This window comes from Rhodococcus sp. P4_E4 (assembly GCF_056401575.1).
In genome coordinates, this window is sequence record NZ_JBFUJB010000002.1 from 261,548 (window position 1) to 285,743 (window position 24,196).

General features: G+C 61.6%; 5 protein-coding genes. 1 reads left to right on the plus strand and 4 read right to left on the minus strand.

Translation table 11 applies throughout. The annotated features are described in order from the left end of the window. Nucleotides 1–2 precede the first annotated feature (2 nt). The gene (locus AC1DVN_RS04240; protein ID WP_046378249.1) at nucleotides 3–905 is read left to right on the plus strand and encodes an esterase/lipase family protein; all 903 of its coding nucleotides are present in this window, start codon (nucleotides 3–5) and stop codon (nucleotides 903–905) included. Between the two features lie 172 nt (nucleotides 906–1,077). Here AC1DVN_RS04240 and AC1DVN_RS04245 read toward each other — a convergent pair whose 3' ends face one another. From AC1DVN_RS04245 to AC1DVN_RS04260, 4 genes are all read right to left on the minus strand, one after another. After that, nucleotides 1,078–3,666 (minus strand): amino acid adenylation domain-containing protein, encoded by a 2,589-nt coding sequence (locus tag AC1DVN_RS04245; protein WP_477993496.1) that lies wholly within the window; start codon nucleotides 3,664–3,666, stop codon nucleotides 1,078–1,080. Then, entirely contained in the window at nucleotides 3,603–22,334 is an 18,732-nt protein-coding gene (locus tag AC1DVN_RS04250; protein WP_477993498.1) for a non-ribosomal peptide synthase/polyketide synthase, read from the minus strand. The genes AC1DVN_RS04245 and AC1DVN_RS04250 overlap by 64 nt, the downstream gene beginning before the upstream one ends. 459 nt (nucleotides 22,335–22,793) lie before the next feature. Then, on the minus strand, nucleotides 22,794–23,399 hold the full coding sequence (locus tag AC1DVN_RS04255; protein ID WP_176749024.1) for a 3-oxoacid CoA-transferase subunit B: 606 nt from the start codon (nucleotides 23,397–23,399) through the stop codon (nucleotides 22,794–22,796). A 41-nt stretch (nucleotides 23,400–23,440) separates the two neighbouring features. Then, nucleotides 23,441–24,196 carry a CoA transferase subunit A gene (locus AC1DVN_RS04260; RefSeq protein ID WP_007730192.1) on the minus strand — a complete coding sequence of 252 codons (756 nt, stop codon included), beginning with the start codon at nucleotides 24,194–24,196 and terminating at the stop codon, nucleotides 23,441–23,443.

Here is a 24,196-nt window from a genome sequence, read left to right on the forward strand (position 1 = left end):
TCATGCTGGTCGTACTGGGAACTTGCTTCCTGCTGTCAGGCACCTCCGTCAGCGCCCTAGCGGATGATCATGAGCCCAGCCCCGGTTTCGCCACTATGGGTCCATCGCCGGCCGGTTCGAACAACTGGAATTGCGTTCCGAGCGCCGAGCATCCTCGTCCGGTAGTTCTCATCCACGGAACAACCGCGAACATGGTTGATACATGGGCTGAACTTTCCCCGCAACTTGCTGATCTCGGCTATTGCGTATTTGCACTCAATTATGGAGGCGCACGGGAAATCTTCAATCCCAATGCTCTCCAATGGGGTATCAGGGACATTGCGACTTCAGCGAAAGAGCTTGCAACCTTCGTTGATTCAGTTCGCCGTTCTACGGGTGCAAGCCAGGTGGATCTCGTAGGCCACTCCCAAGGGGGAGTCGTCGCTCGCCAGTACCTGAAGTTCGACGGTGGTTCGACTCCGGAAGATCCGTCGAAAAACGCCGTCCATTCTCTGGTCACCCTCGGCGCTACCAACCACGGCACGACCTTCGGCGGCTTGCAAGCGAACGCTAAACAACTGTCAGATATGGGACTTCCCGGAGACCTCTTGGTTCAGGCGATCTGGGGACCAGCCGGTGTTCAACAACTTCAAGGGACACCACTGTTGGCTGAGCTCAATGCGGGCTCGGAAACCCAACCGGGAGTTACGTATACCGTGATCGCGACCGCTCACGACCAGATTTCAACCCCTCCGGAAGCTTCGTTCCTTACCGCAGGCCCCAATTCTGTTGTCAACAACATCTGGGTCCAGGATGGCTGCCCAGGCAACACTGCCTCGCATGCGGGTCTGGTCCGTGATGCGCATTCGTTGGACCTCGTAAAATCCGCGCTCGATCCGGAATTCACGCCGATCCCCTGCGCATAGCTGACTCAGACGTCGCGAAGGTCGCCGCAGAAGTTGAAATCGCACACTCGACAACCTCCGATCGACAAGCGTGTGCTGTCACGGGCGAACATGACCTCCTACACGGCCAGTCGGGAAGAGCGAAACATACGAGCCTGGCCATCGCCCGACCAGGCTCGTATGCGCCGGCTGATCAATCAGCGGCGCCACCGCGCAACACACGCTCAATAATCAGCCCGATAGCGCGAACGCCTTCAGGAGACATCATTTCCAGGTGGTGAACGTCGACCAATTCATCCGTCAGTCCTCCGTGCGCGTACGGACCCCAAACCTTGTCGGCTTGCTTTGCGCCCGAACGATCCAACGAACTCACGAAAGTGATCGGCCCCCCGAACGACTGCGGCCGATGGGCGTTGATCAGCTTCGCCGAAATCGCAATGCTTGTGAGCAACCGTTTGATCGCAGACGCATCGAGTCCGATTCTCTCTCCGTCGACAGCCGCCAAGATCTCTGCTGACCTCTCGACCGACAATTCATCGAGACTTTCGTTCTCGCCGAAGACAATCCCTATTGCAGCCAACTCAGCGCGCACCTGGACAGCATGCTCTGATTCGTCGCGTGTCTCCGGCGAACCGTCCAGCAAGATCAACGCCTCAACGATCTCGCCTCGCTCCTCCATCTTCGCCGCAACCGCTTGAGCGATGATCGCGCCGAGCGACCAACCGAGAATTCGGTACGGGCCTGACTGCTGAACCCGGGTGATCTCGTCCACGTAGCGATCTGCGTAATCATCAAGGGATCGTCCCTGGAATGCCTCATCAGTCAGAACTGGGCTCTGCAACCCATAGAGCGGAATCGAACGGTCCACAACTGCCGCCAACGGTGCAAAAGGCCACGCCAGTCCAACGAGTGGATGAACACAGAACAACGGCACATCGCTCCCTGTCGTTCTCAGCGGCAGAAGCGTTCGTAGTGCATCATCGGTTTTCGCATCGAAGCCCACCCGAATTCCGAGCGCAATCCGTTCTGCAAGTTCGCTGACCGTCGAAGTCGCGAAGATGAGTCGCAGTGGGACCTCCACGGAAACTGCTGCGCTCAGCCGAGCTGCAACCCTCGCTGCGACCAATGAGTTGCCACCCAACTCGAAGAAGCTATCGTCCGCCCCGATTTCCTCGACACCGAGAATCTCCGAAAAGACGCTTGCGACAAGTAGTTCAGCTTCGGTAGAGGGAGCCCTGAACACCGCGGCCTCGAACACCGGCTCCGGCAACAACTTCCGATCCAACTTCCCCGAAGCATTGAGCGGAAACGCATCCAACACCACAAACTGCGACGGCACCATATACGACGCCAACCGCTCCCCCACACCCACCTTCACCACATCAACATCAACCGAAGACCCCACCGCAGCAGTGACATACGCAACCAACTGATCACGCCACACCACCACCACCACAGAACCCACACCCACCTGATCCCGAACCGCAGACTCGATCTCCCCCAACTCGATCCGCTGACCACGCAACTTCACCTGAAAATCACTACGACCGACATACTCGAGCTCACCCGACACACCGATCCACCGCACCACATCCCCCGTGCGATACATCCGCGAACCCACCCCACCGAACGGATTCGCCACAAACCGCTCCGCCGACAAATCCACCCGCCCGAAATACCCACGAGCGACCTGCACACCCGACAAATACAACTCACCCGCAACACCCACCGGCACCGGACGCAACCGCGAATCCAACACCAACACCGACGAATTCCACACCGGAGCACCCATCGGCACCACCACACCCACACCATCGAGCGGACCCGCCGCCGTCGCATGCACCGTGAACTCCGTCGGACCATACAAATTATGAACCTCAACCGACGGCAACACCGACAACACCCGACCCACCACCGACGCCGGCAACGCCTCACCCGCCGCGAAAATCACCCGCAACGAACCCAACCCAGCACCACCGAGACGCGAAATCGTCGCCTCCGACGTGTCGACAACCTGATCGACGAACACCTCCAACATCGACGGCACAAACGAGACCATCGACACCGACTCCGCCGCCACCACCGACGCCAAATACCCCGGATCCCGATGACCGTCATGAGTAGCCACCACCAACCGAGCACCCACCGCCAACGGAACAAACAACTCCCACACCGACACATCGAACGTCACCGGAGTCTTGAACAACACCACATCAGAACCCGACACCGCATAACGCTCCGCCAACCACGACACCTGATTGACCACACTGCGATGACTGACCGCCACMCCCTTCGGCCGACCCGTCGACCCCGACGTGAAAATCACATACGCCGTATTCCCCGACCGCAACGGCGMAACCCGATCCACATCMRASACAGGYGCACCCGAAAAACCAGACACATCAACAACATCAACCTCGACCACCGGCAMMACACCAGCATCGAAACCAACATCAGACGTACTGACCACACACACCGGCGACGCCGMCKCCAACACATACCCATTACGCTCCGCAGGCTGATCCGGATCCACCGGAACATACCCACCACCAGCCCTGAGCACACCGTAAACCGCAACCAACAAATCAACCGACCGACGAACCGCAACACCCACCAACGACTCCGGCCCCACACCCACCGAAACCAAATACCTGGCAAAACGATTCACCCGAGCATCGAACTCCGCATACGACAGAGACTGCCCCTCGAACGAGACCGCTACCGCACCCGGAGACGCCGCCACCTGCGCATCGAACCCATCCAACACCGACACACCCGACACAACACGTCACCAACACGAACGGAAGGATCGGTAGCGACGGCGGAGAGCAGTCGAAGAACTCTGTCCAGTAACGCAGTTGCGTAGTCGGCATCGAAGAAGTCCGGCAGGTACCGAAGTGTCAAGTGCAACTGCTCGTCGAGTGCGATCAGCAGGGTCAACGGGTAGTTCGTGGAATCGTCCGAGGAGATGTCGTCGATCATCATTCCGTCGAGAACATCCGCCTGTGCGGCGAGGCCCTCACGGTCTACCGGGTACGACTCGAAGACCACCAACGTGTCGAACAATGTTCCGACGTCCGCAGCTTTCTGCACATCGGTCAAACCGAGATAGTGATGATCGAGCATTCTCGCCTGCTCGATCTGGACCCTGGCAACCAATTCTTCGACGGACTCCGCAGCGTCGAGGCGCACCCGCACCGGGAGGGTGTTGATGAACAACCCGACCATCGATTCGACGCCTGTGAGTGCCGGGGGCCGGCCGGACACTGTTGCACCGAAGACAACATCGTCGGTTCCGGTCAACGCACCGAGCAGGACCGCCCACGCGCTCTGCACGATCGTGTTGGCGGTGACGCCGAGTCGTGCAGCCAGAGCTGTGAGCGTCGCGGTTGTCTCCGACGACATCGACACGTTCAGCTTCTGTGACAGCGCGGTGAATTCCTGTCCGCCTGTGACCTGAGCGAGCAGCGTCGGCTGCTCGACGCCGGAAAGCGCATCCGCCCAGGCGGTAAGTGATCGATCGCGATCCTGATCGACAAGCCACGCCAGGTAATTGCGATAGCTGCGCACACGCGGAAGAACCGAGTCGTCACCACGCGTCGCGTACAGCGCCAACAGGTTCTGCAAAAGCAGCGGCACCGACCAACCGTCGAGAATGATGTGGTGATTCGCCACGACCAAGCGGTAGTCCCCCTCCGCCATCGTGACGAAGGTGAACCGAATCAACGGCGGTGACGCCATGTCGAAGTGTGTCGCCTGGTCAGCCGTCAAAACTGCGTCCAGTGCTGCCTCACGGTCGACCGCCGCGACATCGCTGAGATCGATGTTCCGCCACGGGACAGCAACGTCCTCGAGGACTATCTGGACCGGCGTTCCGTCGTCGTCGGCCGTGAATGCTGTTCGCAGGTTCGCGTAACGGTCGATGATTCCCTGTGCTGCAGTCCGCAATCGGTCGGCATCGACCTTCCCGGACAAAGTGAGAATCATCTGCACCGAGTAGAGGTCGACGCTGGATTCCGCCAACATCGCATGGAAGAGCAAGCCCGACTGCAGCGGTGCCAGCGGCCAGATGTCGGTCACCGTACCGAATCGATTCTCGAACCCGTCGATATCTCGTTGGCTCACCGAGACAAGCGGCACGTCGGACGGAGTGAGTCCTCCGGCACCGACGGATCGAGAATGCTCCGCCAGGGCGGTCAGTGCTTCGACCCAAATCTGTGCAAACGCCTCGACGCTCTCGCCGTCGATGGCACCGACGGGGTAGGCGAAGGAGGCCTCCAGAACAGCTCCGTCTGCGCCGTCGTTGACGATCGCATTGATATCGACGACCTTGTTTGCGGGCATGTCGACGTCTTCGGGTGCTGACACGTTGGCGAAATCGCCCGCCGGCAGCCAGCCGAGCCCCTCGACACCTGCCGGAAGATCCTCGGCGACAACCCTTCCCAAGTAGTTGAAGCTGACCTGTCCCCCTGCGAAGCGCGAAAGCACTGCGCGCGTGTCTTCGTTCAGGTAGCGCAGCAGTCCGTACCCGACGCCCTTGTCCGGGATCGCCAGCAACTGCTCCTTCACTGCCTTGATCGCGCGTCCCGCCGAATCACCTCCGGCAAAAGCGTCACCCAGGTCTACCTCGGAAAGATCGAGACTGATCGGGAAGGCTGCAGTGAACCAGCCAACAGTCCTCGACAGATCCGCACCGGGAATCACGGCTTCTTCGCGACCGTGGCCCTCGAGTTGCAGCAAGGCAGACGTCGAGTCGATTCCGGCTCGGCGACGCCACTCGATCAGCGCGAGTGCCAGTCCAGCGAGCAGGCCGTCGTTGGCGCCGCCGTTGAAAACCTCCGGCAGCGTGGTTAACAGAGTCTCCGTCACCTGAGTGGGGACCGTCACGCTTATCCGCTGAACCGTTGCCGCAACGTCGACCGCAGAGTCGTACGCCCTCTTGCCCAGCACCGGATCCGGTGTCTGCAACACCTTCCGCCACGTATCCAGCTCGGCTACCCGTGACTCCCGATGTGCCTCTTCGGACAATGCATGAGCCCAACGTCGCATCGACGTACCCGTAGGTTCGAGAGCCACATCCCCCGTCGCTCCGCCCGCCCCGGCCATCTGAGCCGCAGCCGACACCAGATCCGGAACAATGATTCGCCAGGAAACCCCGTCGACGATCAAGTGATGCGCAGCAATGATCAAGCGCCCGGTGCGAGTGGGACCGAAGTCGACCCACACGAACTGAACCATCACGCCGCCTGCCGGATTCAACCGGCCGAGAGCCTCGTCGAGGCCCTTGGAAGCCGTGAGAACAATTGTCGACTCGTCCGAGGACGCATCAACATCCACCCGGCTGAGTAGATCCTCGACGTCCACGGTTCCCGGCTCGGAGACCGACATTCCCCATCCGCGACCGTCGGAGATCAACCGCGATCGGAACATGTCATGGTGGTCGACGACGGCGGCGAGGGTTCGCACGATGTCGGTTCGCTGCGCTCCGAGTGGAAGCTCGAGAGTCATCGTCTGTGTGAATCGGTTGTAGCTGCCACCGCGCTCGACCATGAATCGTTCGATCGGCGTCAACGGCATCCAGCCGACTCCACCGCCCGGCAACTCCTCGAGCACCACCGCGGCCTCGACGTCGGCGGCATACTTCGCCACTTCGGCCAATGCCGCGACAGTCTTGCTCTCGAAGACGTCACTGGGTGCGAATACGACCCCACGTGCCTTCGCCCGCGAGACGAGCTGGATCGACATGATCGAGTCGCCGCCCTGCGCGAAGAACGAGTCGTCCGTTCCGATTCGATCCAGACCGAGAACGTCCGCGAAGATCTCGCTCAGGACTTGTTCCATCTCGGTAACCGGGGCGCGGAATTCCTTGGTCTCGAAGACCGGCGCTGGGAGCGCTTTTCGGTCCAGCTTGCCGGCCGGGCTCAGTGGCATGTCCGAGGAGACCATTATCGAAGCCGGAACCATGTGAGCCGGAAGGGTTCTGGAGACGAATTCGATCAATTCCGCCGAAGTGACCGAAGCGTTCTTTCCGGTGAACACGTACGACACCAGTGCCGGAGCACCCGACGGCAGGGTCGTACCCATCGTCGCAGCGAACTCGACCTCGGGGTGTGCGGTCAATGACGCATCGATCTCACCGAGTTCGATACGGAAACCGCGAATCTTGACCTGGAAATCGTTGCGGCCCACGTATTCCACGGCGTAGGTGGAGGGTGCGGTTCCAGCGACCCAGCGCACCACGTCACCGGTTCGGTACATTCGCTCGCCCGGATTACCGTGCGGGTTTGCCACGAATCGATCGGCGCTCAAGCCCGGGCGACGATGATAGCCGCGGGTCACCTGAGGACCGGACAGATACAGCTCGCCCGAGACTCCGAGTGGAACTGGATTGAGTCGTGTGTCCAGAACGAAAGCGGCCATGTCACCGATCGTGGCGCCGATGTCCATTCGGTCACCCGGCAGAAGCGGAACGCTGACGTTCGTCACGATCGTCGTCTCGGTCGGGCCGTAGACATTCAAGAACGTCCTGGGAGCCGAAGCCGATGCGGTCGAGCCGTCACCTGTCGTCCACTTGCTGATCAGTTCCGGCGAATACGCTTCGCCACCCACGCCTACGACCGTCAGGTCGTCCAGGCCGCTCGGGTCCATCGACGCCAGAGCCGCCGGCGTGATGAACGCATGGGTGACTCGTTCGCTACGGAACACCTCAGCCAGCTCGTCGCCGCCGTACACGCCAGGTGGGACGATGACCATCGTCGCGCCGGTGGCCACCGCGAGGAACAACTCGAGCATCGACGCGTCGAAACTCGGTGACGCGAAGTGCAATGTCCGCGAGGTGGGCTTCACGAGGTAATGCGCGGCCTGCGTGACACTGAAGCTCGCCAGACCTGCGTTGGTGGCGACAACGCCCTTGGGTAGACCGGTCGTGCCGGAGGTGTAGATGACCCAGGCCGGATGAGCAGTCGTCAGTGGACGGACACGTTCCTCGGCATCGATTGGCGCTGCGGACACTCCGGCGGTCATCTGTTCGCCACGTGGTCCGTCCACGACCAACCACTCGACGTCGTCGGTGAGGTTCGGACGTTCGACGTCGAGGGTCAGGCCTACCTTTGCACCAGAGTCGCTGAGCATGTGCGCGATACGGTCTGCCGGATAGTGCGGATCGATCGGAACGACCGCTGCCCCGGTCTTCGACACTGCCCAGACCGCGAGTACCGATTCGACGGATCTCGGAATCGACACCGCCACAAGATCTTCAGCCCCGAGACCACGGTTGATCAAAACGCGGGCCAGCTTCGACGACCACTCGTCGACCTCGCGATACGTCATGGACCTACCGGCAACGGCCTGCGCCGTGCCGGGGTAGCGCAATGCGACGTTGTCCGGGTAACGCGCAGCAGCGTCGGCAAGAATCTCGGCCAACGGCGCCTGCGCTACTCCTGACGAAGCCCTTTGACTCGTCAGAACCTCACGCTCGGACGAGTCGAGGATTTCGATGTCACCCACTGAAGTTGCGGGGTCCGTCGCAATTCCGTTCAGGATGCGCATCAATCGTGCGGCGAATCCGCGGACGGTCGATTCGTCGAACAGATCCGTCGCGTACGTGAACGTCGCCGACAGCCCTTCTGATACCTCACTGATCGTGAGCTGCAGGTCGAACTTGGCCACAGTCTCGTCGATTGCGAACTCGGCGGCCGTCAGACCCGGCAGAGCCAACGAATTCTGCCCCAGGTTCTGGAACGCCAATGCCACCTGGAACAGCGGGTGGTGTGCCCTCGACCGAACGGGATCCAGCACTTCCACGAGCCGCTCGAAGGGAAGGTCCGAGTGCGCGAACGCCTGAAGATCGGTCTCTCGAGCCGACGACAGAAGTGTGGTAAACGGGGCCGAAGGATCAACCTCGGTACGTAGCACCAATGTGTTGACGAACATTCCGATCAGATCGTCGAGTTCGGATTCACCTCGTCCTGCCATCGGCGCGCCGATGGTGATGTCCGTTGTTCCCGACAGACGTGCGAGAAGTGATGCCAGCGCCGAATGGACCACCATGAACATCGACGCATTGTGCTCACGACCGACACCGATCAGCCGCTCATGCAGTTCCTGACCGATCGAGAATTCGAATGTTGCTCCCTGACCGGAGAATACCGCCGGCCGGGCCCGATCCCCGGGAAGATTCAACTGTTCGGGCACGCCGTCCAATGCTTGCGCCCAGTAAGTGATCTGCTGCGCGATGATTGACTGCGGATCGTCCTCGGACCCGAGAACCTCACGCTGCCACAGTGCGTAGTCGGCATACTGCACCGGCAACGGCGTCCAGGTCGGAGCCTGGCCGTTGGTTCTGGCGTAGTAGGCGGTCATGATGTCGCGGGTCAGCGGGCCCATCGAGAAACCGTCGGTCGAGATGTGATGCACCACGAATACGAGAACGTGCTCGTCGGCCTTGGTCTGGAAAAGCCTGGCGCGCAACGGAACCTCGGTTGTCACGTCGAAACCCGTCGCCACGAAGTTCGTTACCTCGGAAACAATCTCTGAATCCGAGACCAAGGTTGCAGCGAGGTTCACGCCGACATCAGCCGGTGCAACGATCTTCTGGTAGCCGATTCCGTCGACCTCGGGGTAGACCGTGCGGAGAACCTCATGGCGGCCGACAACGTCCGAGACAGCCTGTTCCAGCCCCGACACGTCCAGTTTTCCGGTGAGCGTGATCGCAACCGGAACATTGTTCCCTGCCGAGTTCGTATCCAACTGGTTGAGGAACCACATGCGCTGCTGCGCAAACGACAACGGCACCTGCGCCGGACGCACCTGCGCAGTCAACGCCGCACGCGAACCACCACCAACATGAGAACCGAGTCGGGCAGCAAGCCCTTCAACGGTCGACGCCTCGAACAACTCCCGGAGCGCGAAGAAATCATCATCCAAACCAACACGCTCAACGCCCAGAACATCCGCAAACGTCTGCGCCACAACCTCTTCCACCACCGACGTCGGAGCCCGGAACACCGCAACCTGCAACGACGGAACCGGCAACGCCCGACGATCCAACTTCCCGTTCACCGTCAACGGAATCGAATCCAACACCACAAACGCCGACGGCACCATGTACTCCGGCAACAACGAACCCACACCGGTGCGGACATCGTCGACCGAAACGCTCACACCCGCAGCCGAAACCACATACGCCACCAACCGCTGATCACCCGGAGAATCCTCACGAACAACCACCGCCGTCTGCGCCACCGACACATCCGCCAACACCGCAGACTCGATCTCACCGATCTCGATCCGGAACCCACGGATCTTCACCTGATCATCCGCGCGACCCAGATACTCCAGATCACCAGCACTGTTCCACGACGCCACGTCACCCGTGCGGTACAACACCTCACCAGCAGCAAAAGGACTCGCCACAAACCGCGTCGACGTCAACCCCGCCTGACCCAGATAACCCCGAGCCAACTGCACACCCGAGACATACATCTCACCCGCGACACCAACCGGCACCGGAGCCAAACGTGTATCGAGCACGAACACCTGCAAACCCGAAATAGCCTGACCCACAACACTCGCCGACGCATCCGCCGCCATCGCAGCATCCAACACGCGATGGCTGACATGCACCGTCGTCTCCGTGATGCCGTACATGTTCACCAACGTCGGCGCGGAGTCACCGCGGCGGCCGTACCAGTCCGACATGCGTCGAAGCTCGAGCGCCTCGCCACCGAAAACAACCCACCGCAACGACAACTCGGCGGCCTGACCGGATTCCGACGCCAACCGATCAGCCTCGGCCAACTGATAGAACGCCGACGGCGTCTGATTGAGCACCGTCACCCGCTCAGCAGCAAGCAACTCCAGGAACTGCTCCGGCGACCGCGACGTCACATAGTCCACGACGACCAACGTGCCGCCGTACAACAGCGGACCCCACAACTCCCACACCGAGAAGTCGAACGCATAACTGTGGAACATCGTCCACACATCCGACTCGTCGAATCCGTACACACTCTCGGTATTCGCAAACAACTTCGCCACCGTGAAGTGCGGAACCTGCACACCCTTCGGGCGACCCGTCGAACCCGACGTGTAAATCACATACGCAACATTCGACGACCGCAACGGCGCAACACGATCCGCATCCGTCACCACCGAACCATCGAACTCCGACACATCCACCGCGTCGATATCAACCACCGGCAAACCAGCGGGCAACACCAACTCACGCCCGGACCACGAAATCGCAGCCACCGGAGCAGCATCGGCCAACATGAACTCGACACGATCAGCCGGATACGACGGATCCACCGGCAAATACCCCGCACCGGACTTCACCACCGCCAACAACGCCACCACAAGATCCGCCGACCGCGGCAACGCCACCGCCACCAACGACTCCGGACCACAACCCTGAGCAATCAACCTGCGCGCCAACCGATTCGCCCGAACCGACAACTCACCATAAGACAACGACTCGCCACCGAACCGCACCGCGGTCCGATCACCAAACCGCGCAGCAGCATCATCGAACCACGCCGACAACGTCGAATCCACACCACGATCGACGGTGGGATCAGCAGTCACCGCGCGGAAGGTCCGTACCAGCCGATCACCGAATTCCACAACGGTCGACTCGTCGAACAGATCCGTCGCATACGTCAACGAGGCGGACATTCCGGCAGGTGCGCCGGCCTCGTCGGTTCGTTCAGTCAGAGTCAACTGGAGGTCGAATTTCGCCAACGCAAGATCGGCACTTTCGATCGACACTTCGAGGTCGCCCAGTTCGAGCGTTGCCTGTTCGTGGTTTTGGAACGTCAACGCCACCTGGAACAGCGGATGACGAGCCTGCGAACGAACCGGATCGAGAACCTCCACCACACGCTCGAACGGAACATCCGCATGCGCGAACGCCTGTAGATCCACTTCACGCGCCGAAGCCAACAGATCCGCGAACGACATCGACGGATCAACCTCGGTACGCAACACCAAAGTGTTGACGAACATACCGATCAGATCGTCGAGCTGCGCCTCACCGCGACCCGCGATCGGTGTACCGATCGCGATGTCGGTCGTTGCAGACAAACGAGAAAGTACGACGGCGAGCGCTGCGTGAACAACCATGAACGGTGTCGAGTTACTGCTGTGCGCAATCGAATTGACAGCTTCGTGCAGAGTGGCGTCGATATCGAACTCGACCTCGGCTCCGCGCCCTGAAGCGACCTCGGGACGCGGACGATCACCAGGCAGATCCAACTGCTCCGGAAGATCAGCCAACGCATCCGACCAGAACGCAATCTGCTTCGCGATCACGGACTGCGGATCCTCCTCGGACCCGAGAACCTCACGCTGCCACAACGAGTAATCGGCGTACTGCACCGGCAACGGCGTCCAAGCCGGCACGGACGCTCGTGTACGTGCTTCGTAGGCAACCATCACGTCGCGGGTCAACGGGCCCATCGAGAAACCGTCGGTCGAGATGTGATGCACCACGAACACCAGGACGTATTCGCTATCGCCGACTTTGAAGAGCTTGGCGCGCAACGGGACTTCAGACGTCACGTCGAAGCCGACCGTCGCCAGCTCTGCGACGCCTGCAGCCAGGCGATCTTCCGTGATCGACACGGGGCTGAGATCGACAACAACGTCTCGAACGTCACGGATTTCCTGATACCCGACGCCGTCGACGTCCGGATACAGCGTCCGCAGTGATTCGTGTCTGCCCACGACATCGATCACGGCAGCGTTGAGAGCTGCCACATCGAGGGCGCCCGAAATCCTGATCGCCGCCGGAACGTTGTTCACTGCCGACTCGGGTTCGAACCTGTTCAGGAACCACATGCGCTGCTGCGCCAACGAAAGTGGGATCCGAGCGGGCCGGGACTGCGGGACCAGTGGGGCCGTGGCACCCGAACCGGCGTGCAGCTCGAGCCGGAGGGCGAGTGACTGCACGGTCGACGCTTCGAAGAGCGCACGAACCGGAACGCTTGTGTCAAGCGCCTCCCCCAGCCGTGCCGCGACACGGGTCGCGATCAGCGAGTTGCCTCCGAGCTCGAAGAAGTCGTCGTCGCGGCCAACCTGTGCGACTCCGAGAACTTCGGAGAACACCTGCGCGACAGTCTCTTCGACGGTCGTGATCGGCGCCTGATACACCTTCGACTCGAACACGGGCGATGGCAGAGCTTTGATGTCCGTCTTGCCCGCGGTAGTCAACGGAATCGAATCGAGCACCAGGACCGAGTCGGGAACCATGTAGCCGGTCAGGAACGTCGACACCGACTCGATGACCTGTGCGGGATCCACCTCGGCGCCGGCCTGTGGCACCACGTATGCAACGAGGCGATCGCCGAAGTGATCGTCGGAGCGTACAAGAGCAACAGCTTGCGCAACGCCCGCGCATCGGGTCAGTGCGGCCTCGATTTCGCCGAGTTCGATACGGAACCCACGGATCTTGACCTGGAAGTCGCTGCGGCCCACGTACTCCACCGCGCCACCGTCGATCCACCGGACCACGTCACCCGTGCGGTACAACCGCTCTCCCGGCGCCCCGAACGGGTCTGCGACAAAACGACCCGCCGTCAATGCCGGCTGTCCCAGGTATCCACGAGCGACCTGAACACCCGACACGTACAACTCACCTGCGACACCAACCGGCACAGGCTGCAAGCGGCCGTCCAAGATCCGCGCGGCCATACCTCGAATCGGGCCGCCGATGTTCATACGATCAAACGCGGTCAGCGTATCGCTGATGTTCGAGGCGACTGTCGACTCCGTCGGACCGTACGCATTGAAGAATCCACGCACACCGCCATCCGGAAGCGGCACCGCCCACTTGGCAACGAGAGACCGCGAACTGGCTTCGCCACCGACGACAACCACCCGCAACGCGTCAAGCCCGCTCGGATCCACTGATGCCAGCGCAGCGGGCGTCACGAACGCATGCGTCACGCCCTCCGAGCGCAAGATCTCGGCCAGTTCCGCGCCGCCGTACACCGTCGTCGGCGCAATCACCATCGTCGACGCGGATCCGAATGCCATCAGCAACTCGAGGACCGACGCATCGAAACTCGGCGAGGCGAAATGCAGCGTCCGAGCATCCGCGGTCAGCGCATAGCGCTCGACCTGCTCGGCACAGAAATTCGCCACACCGGCGTTGGTGACCACAACGCCCTTGGGCAGACCTGTGGTGCCGGACGTGTAGATGACGTACGCAGGCTGCCGCTCGTCGATCGCACTACGTCGATCCGAATCACTCACCGGCGCGCAGGATTCTGCCGCGCACGCCGCCACTGTCTTCTCGTCGTCGAGAACAACCCACGTCAACGCCGACGGCAATCCTGCCTCGACGTCACTGAGCGCAAGACCCAGCACCGCACCGGAATCGGAGATCATGTGGGCGATACGGTCAACCGGATACGTCGGGTCGACTGGTACGAACGCAGCACCCGTTTTCGCCACTGCCCATAGAGCGAGAACCGAATCGGCCGAACGCGGAATCGCGATCGCGACCCGATCCTCCGGCCCGACGCCCTTCGCAATCAGAACACGAGCGAGTCGCGACGACCGCTCGTCGAGTTCGCGGTAGCTGATCGACTCACCGTCGAAGCGAATCGCATCCGCCGACGGATCCAAAGCGGCCGCCGCTGTGAGAATCTCGACCAGGGTTCCCGAGACCGACTGACCTCCATGAACATCGGCCAGCACACCCCGCTCGGCCGCATCGAGAATATCGATGTCACCGACGACAATCGAAGGAACCGACACGACAGTCTCGAGGATACGAACCAGACGCCGAGCAAACCCCTCGACCGTCGAAACGTCGAACAGATCTGCAGCAAAGGTGAATTCGGCCGAGAGCCCTTGCTGGATCCCGTCTTCGCCGATCGACTCGGTTACTGCGAGTTCGAGGTCGAACTTGGCAGTGGTCGTGTCGATTTCGGCGGCCTTGATCGCCAGTCCCGGCAGTTCCAATGCCGTTTGCGCGAGATTCTGCAAGGACAGCACGACCTGGAACAGCGGATGTCTGGCCTGCGACCGGGCGGGAGCCAAGACGTCCACCAACCGCTCGAAGGGCACGTCCGAGTGAGCGAACGCTCCGAGCGCAGAATCACTCGCCGCAGCCAGCAGATCCGTGAATGCCTGGGCCGGATCGACCTCGGTCCGCAGAACAAGCGTGTTGACGAACATGCCGACGAGATCGTCGAGCGCCTCGTCGCCACGACCGGCAACGGGAGTGCCCACGGCGATGTCCGAGGTTCCGCTCAGTCGGGCCATCAGAACGGCAAGCGCCGAGTGCAACGCCATGAAGAGCGTCGCGTTGTTCTCCCGTGCCAGCGCGTCCAATCGACGGTGCACATCCCCGGAGATCTCGAACGCGAATCGCTCGCCGCGCATCGACGCCACATCAGGCCGAGACCGGTCCGACGGAAGCTCGATCACATCCGGTAGGTCTGCCAGAGTCTCGGTCCAGTACGAGATCTGCTGCGAGATCAGTGATTCCGAGTCGTCTTCCGACCCCAGAACCTCACGCTGCCACAACGAATAGTCGGCGTACTGCACAGTCAACGGCTGCCACGCCGGCGCGATCGCGTCCTTGCGTGCCGAGTAGGCAATCATGACATCGCGTGCCAGGGGCGCCATCGACCAACCGTCAGCGGCGATGTGATGAACCACGATCGCGAGGGTGTGCTCGGTGTCGCTGACCGTCAACAGGCGGACACGGATCGGCACGTCGACGGTGATGTCGATCGCTGAGGATCCGATTGCAGCGACTCGACTTTCGAGCTCGTCCGGATCCGAAACCGACTCCACGGTCAGTCCGCCAAACGCCTCCGAGAGCGACAGAATCGACTGCTTCGGTCCGGAAGCCCCGTCCGGATATACCGTTCGGAGCACTTCATGCCGGGCCAGTACGTCCTCGAGCGCAGTTTCCATCGCGGCAGTATCGAGTTGACCAGTCAGGTGCAGAGCAAAAGTGATGTTGTAAGCAGCTGAGTCGGTGTCGAAGCGGTTCAGGAACCACATGCGCTGCTGCGCCAGCGACAACGGAATTTCCGCGGGACGCACCTGTGCGACGAGCGCCTTCTGCCCGCCGCTACCTACGTGCGACTCGATGTGTGCGGCGAGCGCCTCGACGGTGGAAACGTCGAATAGCGTTCGCACCGGCACCGTCGTGTCGAGCGCCCGCCCCAATCGGGAGGTGACCTGAGTAGCCACCAGGGAGTTGCCACCGAGTTCAAAGAAGTCGTCGTCGAGGCCGACTCGTTCCACTCCGAGAACATCCGCAATCACCTGCGCGACAATCTCTTCCACCGGCGTAGTGGGTGCACGAAACTCGCGGACCTCGAAAACAGGCTCCGGCAAAGCCCGGCGATCCAATTTGCCCACCGGGGTCAACGGAACCTCAGCGAGTTCCATGATGACGGACGGAACCATGTAGCTCGGCAGAGATTCTGCCACGAACGAGGCGAGCACGTCCCGATCGAAACTCGACCCGTCAGCCAGTTCGACGTAGGAAACGAGGGTTGTGACACCCGCCGCGCCTTCGCTTCCGACCGTCACCGCGAAGCGCACAGACTCGTGCGAGGACAGAACTGCGTCGATCTCACCGAGTTCGATACGGAATCCGCGAACCTTGACCTGGAAGTCACTGCGGCCGACGTATTCGAGAACCCCCGCGTCACCGCGCGCGTCTCCGCCGGTCCAGCGCACGACATCGCCGGTCCGGTACATTCGCTCGCCGTCCGGCGAATACGGGTTTGCAACAAACCGTTCCGCAGAAAGACCTCGCCGCTCGTGGTAGCCGCGAGCCAATGCAGCGCCTGCAAAGTAGAGCTCTCCCCTGGTACCGACTGGAACAGGATGCAGACGCTCGTCGAGTACCAGTGCCGACATGCCCTCGACGGGACGCCCGATGTCGATCGATCGGCCGATCGCGAGATCGCCGAACGACGAGATGATAGTGGTCTCGGTCGGACCGTACCCATTGAAGTAGGCGCGCCCTGGGGCCCATTTCGCCAGCAACTCGGGAGTGGTCACGTCACCGCCGACGGAGACGACTCGCAATTCAGGCAGCTCTGCCGGCTCCATGGTCCCGAGTACTGCGGGAGTGATGATCGCGTGTGTGACCTTCTCGGAATGAAGAAGATCCGACAACTCGTGTCCACCGATAATTGTCGACGGAACGATCACCAAAGTTGCACCCGCAGAGAAGGCGACCATCCATTCGAGTACCGACGGGTCGAAGCTCGGCGAACAGATATGGAGGAAGCGTGAGGACTGTTCTACCTCGTAGCGACGCTGTGCTGCGTCTCTGACCCCACGGAGACCACCGTGAGTGACGCTGACACCCTTCGGTTTTCCCGTGGAACCGGATGTGTAAATGACATATGCAACGTGAGAACTGTGAATCGGAGCGATTCGGTCCTCGTCCGTGACCGGCGCTGAAGATTGCGTCGACAGTTCTCCGTTCAGCGCCTGGCCGTCAAGGACCAACCATTCTGTGACCGCAGGAAGCTTATCTACGAACTGTCCCGACGTGAGTCCGATCGCGGCCGAAGAATCGGCCAGCATGTGCCGGACACGATCTTCCGGATAGCTCGGGTCGACTGGGACGTATGCCGCCCCTGACTTCGCCACCGCCCATACTGCACAGACCATCTCGTACGAGCGAGGAAAGGCGAGAGCAACAATGGTCTCGGGGCCGGCGCCACGTCCGATCAGAACCCGTGCGAGCTTCGACGACTGCTCATCGAGCTCACGGTAGGTGATCGATCGACCCTCGAAGCGCACAGCAACCGAATCCGCCTCAGCCGTGCCGGACAGGAAGATGTCGACGAGACTCTGCCGGGGCATCGTGTAATCCGCGGCTACGACCGTCAGATCGGTGCGCTCGGAGCGTGAGAGCAGGTCGATATCGCCGACGATCGTTTCAGGTCGGGTAGCCACGGCATCGAGAATGCGCACGAACCGAGTAGCGAAAGTGTTCACCGTGGCCGGATCGAACAAGTCCGTGGCGTAGGTGAAGGTGGCACTCAAGACATCCGCGTCTTCGGTCCCTTCGGGATTCTCGGACACCATGAGTTCGAGATCGAATTTGGCGACCGGTACTTCCAATTCAGCTGCAACTGCTTTGACACCTGAGAATTCCAGTTCGCGTCGTCCACTGATCTCCGCAGTGAGCGCAACCTGGAACAGCGGGTGACGAGCCTGCGAACGCGCCGGACTCAGGACTTCGACCAACCGCTCGAACGGCACATCGGCATGCCCGTAGGCAGACAAGCCCGATTCCCTTACCCGAGCGAGCAACTCTTCGAATCGTTCGTTCGGATCGACCTCGGTGCGAAGCACCAGGGTGTTCACGAACATGCCGATCACGTCGTTGAGCGCTTGATCGCCTCGCCCGCCGATCGGGGCACCGATCGCGATGTCGGAGGTACCACTGAGCCGGCTCAACAGCGTTGCATATGCCGCCTGCAACACCATGAACAGCGAGACGCTCCTCGAGCGCGCCAACTCGTTCAACTTGCGCGTCGTGCGTTCGCTGATCTGAAAATGGTGCTTGGCACCGTGATTGGACGCGATGGCAGGACGAGGTCGGTCGGTCGGCAGATCCAACTGATCCGGCAAATCGGCAAGTGCCCGGCGCCAGAAGTTGATCTGGCGAGACGACTCCGAGCGCGGGTCTTCGTCGGATCCCAGTGCTTCGCGCTGCCACAGGGCGTAGTCGGCGTACTGAATCGGCAGCGGCGTCCACGCCGGCGCAGACTTCTCACTTCGCGCAGAGTATGCGACGAGAAGGTCACGTGCGAGCGGACGGAACGACAGTCCGTCTGCAGCGATGTGATGGAGAACCATCACCAGGACGTAGTCCGTCGGAGACACCTCGAAGAGGGCAACCCGTACCGGGATTTCGAGCGTCACGTCGAAGCCGCGAGACGCCACGTCGAACAGGGCCGCGTCGAGATGCGAATTCCGAATCTTGACCGGATTCAACTCCACTGCAGCCCGATCGACCGGCAGTACAAGCTGTTGCGCGGTTCCGTCGACATCAGGGTAGATCGTCCGCAAGGACTCGTGTCGCTCGAGAAGATCCATCACCGCGGCATGCAGGGCGGACGGGTCCACCGAACCGGTGAGCCGGACCGTGAACGGAAGGTTGTACGCGGGCGTCGACGGATCGAGACGGTTGATGAACCACATGCGCTGCTGTGCAAGCGAGAGCGGGACAACCTGGGGACGAGGCTTGGCGATCAGCGGGGTGAGCTGCCTGGCGTTACCCGCCACAGACTCGGCGCGGGCCGCCAAGGTAGCGACCGTGGTGGACTCGAAAAGCTCTCGAACGCCGAGTTGCACTCCCAAGGCGGAACCCACGCGGGTCACCAACTGTGTTGCAACCAGCGAGTTTCCACCGAGTTCGAAGAAGTCGTCGTCGATACCGACGCGCTCGACACCGAGAACGTCGGCAAAGACGTCAGCGACAACCCGCTCGATTTCGGTGCGGGGCTCGCGGTACTGCTTCGCACTCGCGAACACCGGCTCGGGCAACCCGGCACGATCCAATTTGCCACTCGTGTTGAGCGGCAACGCATCGAGCACCATCAACGCGGCCGGAACCATGTACGAAGGGAGGCTTCGACCGGCGAACTCACTGAGCACCGCAGCATCGATGTTTCGGCCCGGGCCCGGCACGACGTAGCCGACCAATTGATCACCGGTCGGGGTGACGGTCACCAAGACAACAGCCTGGGAAACGTCGGGGTGTGCCAGAAGGACGGTCTCGATTTCGCCGAGCTCGATGCGCTGCCCACGGAACTTCACTTGGAAGTCGGTACGCCCGATGTAGTCGAGGTTTCCGTCCTCACTGCGACGGACGAGGTCGCCGGTCCGGTACATACGCTCACCGGCCGTGCCGTACGGATTGGCTACGAACCGATCCGAGCTCAGGTCCGGTCGACCAACGTATCCGCGCGCGAGTTGAACGCCGGCGAGATAGAGCTCACCCGGCTGCCCGATGGGGGTCGGGCGAAGTTGTCCGTCCAGTACGTGCGCCTGAGTGTTCCACTGCGGCATACCGATCGGCACGGAAGTAGTATCCGTGGCCACGGCCTCGTAGTACGTGACCGATACCGCGGCTTCGGTCGGACCGTACAGGTTGTGCAGTCCGGCTCCACAGAGTTCGCGGAAGGCGGAAGACGTCTCGGGCGGGAGCGCCTCGCCGATGACGAACACGTGGCGCAACGAATCACAAGATCCGGCAGGTGCATTCGCAGTGAACAGCGTGAGCATGGATGGCACGAAGTCGGTGATCGTGACGCCGAGCTCCGCGATCTTGTTCGCCACGTAGATCGGGTCTCGATGACCGTCCGGAGTCGCGACGACGAGCGTGGCGCCGACCTGCAACGGCATGAAGAATCCCCACAGCGACACGTCGAATGTCGTAGCGGTCTTCTGCAGGTAGATGTCCGACGCCGAAAGCCCGTACTCGGCGTTCATCCACTGAAGCTGATTGTTGATCGCTGCGTGAGTGACCGCGACACCCTTGGGTCGCCCGGTCGAGCCGGAGGTGTAGATCACGTACGCGGTGTTCGAGAAATGCAAGGGAGACAGGCGATCTGCGTTGGCGATCGGCCTGCTGTCGAGCTGCCCATAGTCCAGTGTGTCGATCTCGATGACCCGTGTGCCCGAGGGCAGATCCACGTCGTCCCGCGCAGTGGTCACAACACACGTGGGCTGCGCCGACTCGAGAATGTAGGCCGTGCGTTCCGCTGGGTGGTCGGGATCCACCGGCACCCAGGCTCCGCCGGCCTTGGCAATCGCGTACAGACCGACCATCAAGTCCAAAGACCTGCGGATCGACAGTCCTACAAGCGATTCGGGCCCAACACCCATGGCGATGAGTTGACGAGCCAAACCATTTGCGCGAGAGTCAAATTCGGCGTATGTGAGGCTGGCGCCTTCGAAAACGACAGCGGTGGCATCGGGAGTTCTCTCGACCTGACGCTCGAATGCTTCGGTGATGGTCTGCGAGGCAACGTGGAAGCCGGTGCGGTTCCACAAGGCAACCTTGTTTCGCTCCTCGTCGGTGGCGACAGGAAGATCCCAGACCTTGCGGCTCGTTTCGGCCGAGACGAACTTCTCGAGAAACTCCACGAACCGCGAGTGATTTCGCTGGGCGTCCGCGGGCGCATACAGATTGGGATTCGACTCGAAGTCGATGTGTGTGCGGGTATCGCCGACGCTCTGGTACAGGTTGACACCGAGGTCTTCGATCAAACCCGTGGACAGGATGTGAAGCTCGCCGACGAGGGGCCCGAACGCCAACTCGGTGGAAAACATCATGATGTTGATCCACGGGCCGAAGAATCCGCCCCGGCCCGGCCCGTCACCGCCGCGAACCATGTCCTCGTGTCGGTATCGCTGGTGGCGCAGCGCGCCGGACATTTCGTTCCTGACGTCGTCCAGAAGCTCCTGGACGGTGGTGTCCGCAGTGACGGTCAGGCGCAGCGGCACGACGTTGGAGACCATGCCTCCGGATCGACGCAGCACGGCTGTCGTTCGACCGGAAACGGGCAGACTCAGCGACACGTCCTCTCGTCCGGTCATCTGAGCGAGGTACGCCGCAAACGCCGCGACGACAGTGCCGGCAACAGTGGTCTTCTCTATGCGCTCGAGGAACCGCCCGAGCAGCGCCTCGACGTGGTTGGACAGCGCTGCGCTGTCGATCCGACTGACTGGAGCCGGCGCGGCACTTCGACCCGCGAGGCTCGAGATCTCGTCGAGATTCTCGATCTTGTCTGCCCAGTACTTGCGATCGGTTTCGAAACGACTCGACTGGCGGTACTTGTTGTCTACCTCGTAGACGTTCCGGAGATCGGAGGCCTCACTCGGCTCCGGATCCCGGCCCTCCACGCGCGCCGAGTACAGCTCCGCCACACGAGTGACGAACGTCGACGCACCGAAACCGTCGAGAATTGTGTGGTGGACCCGCGTGTACCAGTAGTAGCGGTTCTCGCCGAGGCGCAGGATCGTGGCAGAGATCAGTCGGTCCGTAAGCATGTCGATCGGCCGACTGCGATCTGCTCGCATCCACCGCATGGCGGCGTCGTGCGAGTCGTCTTCACTACGAAGATCGACGTAACCGACTGAATCATCGAGTGTGGGGTCGATGATCTGGTACGGCTGGGCATCGATCTCGAAGATCCGCACGAAGGCCGACCCGATTTCGCGACCGGCGTCTGCACAGGCCTGGCGAAGGGCGTCAAGCTCCAGAGCACCACGGAGTTCGACGTACTGGGCGATGTTGACCGGTACTGCGGGATCAAGGTGCTGCGCGAACCACATACCGAGCTGGGCCGCCGAAAGTGGGAATGCGTCTGATCGCTGAACGTCTTCCGGCGAGCTGCCGACCTCCGGCTTGCCGCTCCCCAGTTCTCCGTTACCCAGCGAATTCACGCCCACAGCCTCTCTTCCACACCATTGCGCACCCGTGCGAGCCGAACGTCCGATTCGCAGCAGCTACCGACCTCATCCAACCTCGACGAGCCAGAACCACCCATTGTCTCCGATACATAGGTGACAAGAGAAATCCATACCCCGGTGTATCGACGGTTTTGCTGCAATTCGTTACAAATCGCCCAGCTCATCTACCCCCCGATCGCATTGCCGAAACGCACGGTTCAGACACTGTGCGCGACATCTCCACCCCTGGAACAATCAATTTGCTGCCGACGATCTGCACCCCCATCCACATCAGTCACCTCGGACAATTTACAGGCCCCTCAGCTACTTGGTGCCCGAGCTCGAACCAGATTCGACAGTCGCTGATCGAGACTATCGGTACACGCCGACAGACCGACGAAAGAACGCGCCGACCAGCGGTCGGCGCGTTCTTTCGATTGAAGGTACGAAGCTTCAGGAAAAACCCACACCAGTCACACTCTTCAGGTGTTCACTGGTGACACCTGGAGCCAGCTCCACAAGCTCCAGCCCGTCCGCGGTGACGTCCAGCACCGCGAGGTCGGTGATGATCCGGTTGACGACGCCCTGCCCGGTAAGCGGCAGGGTGCATGCCTCGACGATCTTGGGGTTTCCGTCGCGATCGGTGTGCTCCATCACGACGATGACGCGGCGGGCACCGTGGACCAGGTCCATCGCCCCGCCCATGCCCTTGACCATCTTGCCGGGGACCATCCAGTTGGCGAGGTCACCCGTCTTCGACACCTGCATCCCGCCGAGCACCGCGGTGTCGATGTGGCCGCCGCGGATCATCCCGAACGAGAGGGCCGAGTCGAAGAACGCGGCACCAGGATTGACAGTGACGGTTTCTTTACCTGCATTGATGAGGTCGGCATCGACCTGATCATCAGTCGGATACGGTCCGGTACCGAGGATGCCGTTCTCGCTGTGCAGGACCACCTTGACACCCTCGGGCAAGTAACTGGGGATCAGCGTCGGCAGGCCGATACCGAGGTTGACGTACTCACCCGGCCGCATCTCGGCAGCAGCGCGAGCGGCCATCTCGTGGCGGGTCCAACCGATACGAGTTTCCTCTGCGCTGCTCACTTGGTACCCCCTGAGACGGTCCGCTTCTCGATCCGCTTCTCCTGTGGGCCTGTGTGCACGACCCGCGCGACGAACACACCAGGTAGGTGCACGTGTGCGGGGTCGATGTCGCCCGGCTCGACGAGGTTCTCCACCTGCGCGATGGTGATCCGGCCGGCCATGGCAGCAAGCGGGTTGAAGTTCATCGCCGTCTTGTTGAAGACGAGATTTCCTTCGGTGTCGCCGTAGTCCGCGTGCACGAGCGCGAAGTCAGCGGTGATCGCCTCTTCCAATACATACGTGCGGCCACCGAACACTGCCGTCGCCTTCGGTGGCGACGCCACGGCGATCGAACCGTCCGGGTTGTATCGCCACGGCAAGCCGCCCTCGGCGATCGGTGTGCCGACGCCGGCCGGAGTGTAGAACGCCGGGATGCCGGTACCGCCAGCTCGCAGCCGCTCGGCCAGCGTCCCCTGCGGCGTCAACTCCACTTCGAGCTCACCGGCGAGATACTGGCGGGCGAACTCCTTGTTCTCCCCCACGTACGACGCCGTCACCCTGGCGATCCGGTGCGCGCCGAGCAGAATGCCGAGACCGTAGTCGTCGACACCGCAGTTGTTGGAGAACACCTCGAGATCGGTGGCGTCGCCGTCGGCGATCGCCGCGATCAGTGCGTCGGGAATACCGCACAGCCCGAAGCCGCCCACTGCGAGCCTGGATCCGCTCGCGATGTCGGCAACTGCCTCAGCTGCCGTATTCACGACTTTGCTCAT